Source organism: Streptomyces sp. RP5T, assembly GCF_003933965.1.
In the GTDB taxonomy this organism is placed as follows: Bacteria; Actinomycetota; Actinomycetes; order Streptomycetales; family Streptomycetaceae; genus Streptomyces.
In genome coordinates this window covers 1-4581 of sequence record NZ_RSAJ01000629.1, presented here as the reverse complement: position 1 = coordinate 4581, position 4581 = coordinate 1, and the positions used below count along the sequence as shown (strand labels likewise).

At 73.8% G+C, this 4581-nt stretch carries 5 protein-coding genes and 1 pseudogene; 4 read left to right on the top strand and 2 right to left on the bottom strand.

The window, feature by feature from the left end; all coding sequences use genetic code 11:
• The coding region (locus tag EHS43_RS37940; protein WP_148104199.1) for an FUSC family protein at positions 1–1842 on the bottom strand (1842 nt) is incomplete at its 3' end.
• 197 nt (positions 1843–2039) lie between these two features.
• Positions 2040–2807 carry a nucleotidyltransferase domain-containing protein gene (locus EHS43_RS37935; RefSeq protein WP_125195158.1) on the bottom strand — a complete coding sequence of 256 codons (768 nt, stop codon included), beginning with the start codon at positions 2805–2807 and terminating at the stop codon, positions 2040–2042.
• 85 nt (positions 2808–2892) lie between these two features.
• Between EHS43_RS37935 and EHS43_RS37930 the strand changes: the two genes are divergently transcribed.
• From EHS43_RS37930 to EHS43_RS47205, 4 genes and pseudogenes are all read left to right on the top strand, one after another.
• Positions 2893–3552: a hypothetical protein gene (locus EHS43_RS37930; RefSeq protein WP_185806586.1), complete on the top strand. Its 660-nt coding sequence runs from the start codon at positions 2893–2895 to the stop codon at positions 3550–3552.
• Positions 3549–3962 (top strand): RidA family protein, encoded by a 414-nt coding sequence (locus EHS43_RS37925; RefSeq protein ID WP_125195157.1) that lies wholly within the window; start codon positions 3549–3551, stop codon positions 3960–3962. The genes EHS43_RS37930 and EHS43_RS37925 overlap by 4 nt, the downstream gene beginning before the upstream one ends.
• Positions 3959–4414 carry a GNAT family N-acetyltransferase gene (locus tag EHS43_RS37920; RefSeq protein ID WP_125195156.1) on the top strand — a complete coding sequence of 152 codons (456 nt, stop codon included), beginning with the start codon at positions 3959–3961 and terminating at the stop codon, positions 4412–4414. The genes EHS43_RS37925 and EHS43_RS37920 overlap by 4 nt, the downstream gene beginning before the upstream one ends.
• Positions 4402–4581: pseudogene (locus tag EHS43_RS47205) on the top strand (hypothetical protein); the annotation flags it as partial. The gene EHS43_RS37920 and the pseudogene EHS43_RS47205, both read left to right, overlap by 13 nt.

Genomic DNA, 4581 nt, shown 5'->3' with positions numbered 1-4581 from the left:
GACCTGTTCGGGGCCGAGGCGCCCGGAGTCGTCGAGGTGGACGGCGCAGGCGGTGGTCGTGTCGACGATCCGCTCCAGCACGGCGACGATCTCGTCGGCGCCCTCCGAGTGCCGGGCGAGCGCGGGGAGTTCGGCGGCGGCGAGGGCGATGGCGGTACGGGCCTCGGCGAGCGCCCGGTACGCCTCGCGGCGCAGGGTCCAGCGCAGGGCACGACCCTCCTCGAAGGGCGTGTCCTTCGCAGATGTGTGCCATACGGCGGAATCGGCGCGCGGTCTGCGGAGCCCCGCCGTCTCGGGCCGCTCGGTCTCCCGCAGGACATGCGCGAGGTACGCCTGCGCGGCCCCGCCCGCCGCGGCCAGCCGGGACCGCACCGTCCCGCCCCGCTGCCCCGGCATCGGCAGGTGCCCCACGATCAGGACGATGGCGCAGGCGAGCAGGGTCTCGGTGATGCGGCCGGCGGATGCCTGGGGCTCGCCGCCGACCATCACGAGCGCCAGGACGAGGACCGTGACGACGGCGGTCTGCGCGGCGAAGTGCCGGGTGGCCACGGGTAGGAGGGCCCCGCTGACGGCGACGAGCGCGATGAGCCCTTCGGGCCGCGGCAGCACGAGCGCGAACCCGGCGAAGACCAGCGCGCCCAGGACGGTCCCGGCGGCCCGGCACAGCACCCGGGAGGCGAGCGGTCCGAGGTCGGGCTTGACGAGGAAGACGGCGGTGGCGGGCAGCCAGTACCAGTGCGCGTGCTCCCCGTACCAGTGGGAGTGGTGCAGGGCCTGCGCCACGGCGACGCTGACCCCGAAGCAGAGGGCGACCCGCAGTCCGTACTCCCGCCCGCCGGCCCCGAAGACGGAGCGCAGCAGGTCCCGGGCGGTGAGCCGGCGCGTGTGCAGATCCCCGCCCCGCCCGCGGTCGAACGCCTCGGCGGCCCGCAGCAGCGCGTCGTCGAGCGCCCGCAGTGCGGGCCCGGACCGGTGGGGCGCGGGCAACGGCCCGGTGTGCGTGTTCTCCCGTACGGCGGTGGCGAGCCGCCGGGGCCCCGCGGAGGCGCGTCCGGGCACCGCCTCCTCCGCCCAGGCGAGCGCGGTGGCCGCCTCGGCGAGCGGCAGCGCGGCCGCGTACTGCGCGTGCAGCCGCCGTTCGGCGGCCGAGCTGGCGTACCGGCGCAGCCGGGGCCCGGTGAGCGCGTCCTGGGCGTGGTCGAGGGCGGCGGTGAGCGCGACGCGGCGGGTGGTGGCGTGCGCACCGCCCACGGCGTCGAGCAGGTCGGCGACGGCGTCGTACACCTCGGCGACGGCCTCCCGCTCGCCGTCGAACCGGAAGTCCCCGGCAAGGGCGCCGGGGGTGGGCAGCGCCAGCCGCAGCGCGAGCAGCCAGCAGGCCCCGCCGAGATAGGCGACGGCCCGTAGCCACCCTTCGTCCGGCAGCGGCATGCCGGCCCCGATCGCCGAGGCGACGAGCAGTTGGGTACCGGCCGCGGAGGCGACGGGCCCGACGGCGCTGACGCCGCCGGCGACCAGTCCGACGAGGGTGAGTACGACGGTGAGGGACACGGCTCCCATGTGCTCCCCCGCGTACGTCCCGGCGACCATGCCGACCGCGCCCGCGAGGGCGGGGACCCCGATCCTCTTCACGGAGACCCGGCGGCTGCCGGGCCGGTCGTTGATTCCGGCCAGCATGGCGGCGATGGCGGCGACGACACCGACGGAGGTCTGCTCGACGAGCACGGCGGCGAGCAGCAGGGGCCCGGCGGACAGGGCCCCCCGCGCGACCGCGTTCCAGGGGATCGGCCCCCGCTGGGCACGGAGGGCGTGAGCGAGCCAGGGCGGTGGGGCGAGTGACACGGGGCTCCTGTCGTCTGGTCGAGGCGGGGTGTGCCTCCGGGCGACGGTGGCCGGGCGGTGGGCTGTGGTGTCCACGGTAAATCCCGTTCTTGGACGGGTCGGGACGCTCGTGTTACCCGCACGTGAAGATGCATGCAAAAGCCACGTTCTTTATGAACGCAACCCGGTCGAGACCCTGTTCGAGGCCCGGGAACCGCTCAGCCCGCGACCCTGTCGAACAGCTCCCGCAGCTCCTCGACCGCGCGCACGGCCGACCCGGGTGCGGCCGTCAAGGACGCGACGATCCGGTCGACGCCCCGCAGCCCGGCCCGTTCCAGCAACCGCTTCTCGTTCGTCACCCATTCCCCGCGCGCCGCCAGCACCGAGTGCCCCATCTGCACGGCGGCCGTGGCGACGGCACCGGCGGTCTCGGTGAGGCGCCCGGCCGGGGCGTGGCCCGCCTCGGCGTAGGCGAGGGTGAGGTGGGCGGTGTCGCGCCAGCGGGCGGCCGCGGAGACGCGGAGCCTTTCCGGGTAGGCCGCCGGTCGGGGCAGGTCGCCCCTGAGGACCCGGTTGATCGCGAGTTCGGCCACGATCAGGTAGGTCGGGATGCCGGCGAGATGGAACAGCAACGGCTCCACCCGGAAGCGCCCCTCCTCCGCCTCCGCCAACTCCCGTTCCACCACGTCGAGGTCCCGGTAGTGCACGTCGACCCGCCGCCCGTCGATCGTCAGCCAGGCGCCGCCGTTGAACACCCCGCCGCCCCAGCCGCCGACCTCGGACACCTCGCCCTCCCAGCCGACGGCACGCAGGTCGGCGGGGTCGAAGCCGCCGCGGTAGTAGACCGCCAGGTCCCAGTCGCTGTCCGGCCGTTCGGTGCCCTGGGCGCGGGAGCCACCGAGCGCCACGGCGCGGACGGCGGGGAGGGCGGCGAGACGGTCCGCGGTGGTGTCGAGGAAGTCGGCGTCGGAGAGCTCGGAGGACATGGGCGCAGCGTACGGAGGCCCGTTGTCAGTGGCACGCGATATCAATGAAGTCGTCACTCAGTGTTACGACGACGGGGGATCGGCGATGACGGCGCACGAGAACGACCAGGACCCGCGAGACCACCGCACGCACGTCTCCGCTGCCGGTCTGCGGGCCCGCGGCTGGACGGCCGGGATGATCCGGCGACTGCTCGGTGAACCCGATCTGCGGCGGACCAACCCGTTCTTCCGCACGGCCCCGCCCACCCGTCTCTACAGCGTCGAGCGGGTCGAGAGGGCCGAGCGGAGCGAGGAGTTCAGAGCTGTCTCGGCGGTCGCCGCCCGACGGTCCGCCGCGGTGCGGGAGGCGATGTCGCGCAGACGGCGGGAGGTCCTCGCGCGGATCGCCGCGGAGCCGATCGACGTGCCCGTGCTCACCCCGGAGGAACTGACCGCCCGTGCCGTCGAACACCGTGAACGCCAGGGCGGATCGGCGCGGTTCCCGCTCGCACACTGGAAGGTCGACTATCTCTGCCACCGACTGGCCCGCTGTGACGACATCCTCGACGAGTTGTCCGGCCGCACCGGACGCGCCGCCGCGGAACGGCTGCTGCGGCGCAGGGTCTGCACGGCCATCGCCCGGACCTACCCGGACCTCGCTGAGGAGTGCGAGCGCCGGGCGGGCCCGGAAATTCAGGTGCGGTCAGGTCCCGCCGCCCCCGATGATCGAAAGGTTGTCCGCCGTTCACCACAGGAGTCCTCGTGATCCAGCGTGTCACCGCCCCGGGCCTCTTTCCGCCGCCGACCTACTCCCACGCCTCCGTCGTGGAGGCCGGCACGAAGCTCGCGTTCCTCGCCGGGTCCGTACCGCTCGACGCGAAGGGCAATCTCGTGGGGGAAGGGGATCCCGCGCGGCAGGCCGAGCAGGTGATCGCCAACCTCAGGGAGCAACTGCAAGCCGTTGGCAGCGACTTGGAGCATGTGCTGGCGACGGATGTGCATGTCGTGAGCAGTGAGCCCGCGGTGCTGTCCACTGTGTGGGAGGTCGTCGAGGCGTCCGGGCTGAGCACCGGCCCGCATGCGTCGACGCTGATCGGGGTCGCCTGCCTGGGGTACACGGGCCAGCTGGTGGAGATCACGGCGACGGCAGTGGTGCCGGAGGTGCCGGCGCGGTGAGCGCGGTCGTCGTCCGCCGGGCCACCGCTCCAGACGCCTCCGCCGTGGCCGACGTGTATCTGCGTTCCTTCGCCGCCGCGCTGCCTACGGTGGTGCGGCCCCGGTCGGACGACGAGGTGCACGCCTACATCCGGGACGTCGTGGTGCCCCTTCGGGAGACCTGGGTCGCCGAGGACCCCGCGACCGGCGCGATCGTCGGCCTGATGGTCCTCGCCGGTGATGTGCTGTCCCAGCTGTATCTCGCCCCCGACTGGCGGGGCCGGGGCATCGGCGACCGCTTCCTGGCCCTCGCCAAGGAACGCAGTCCGCGGGGGCTGAGCCTGTGGACCTTCCAGGTCAACGAACCGGCCCACCGCTTCTACGAGCGCCACGGCTTCACCGAGGCCGAACGCACCGACGGCAGCGACAACGAGGAACGAGAACCGGACGTCCGGTACGTGTGGCATCCCTGAGCACGGATGCTCCGGCCCGGGACCCCGGTCAGCCCGACATCCCTGCCTACGGGTCCATGGCCCTGCGCCCGATCTACCAGGCACCACCCGGCAAGGCGGTCCTGCTCCCCAGGGCCCACCACTCCACACCCGATCAGCCCAGGCCCGCTGCTCCACACCCGATCAAC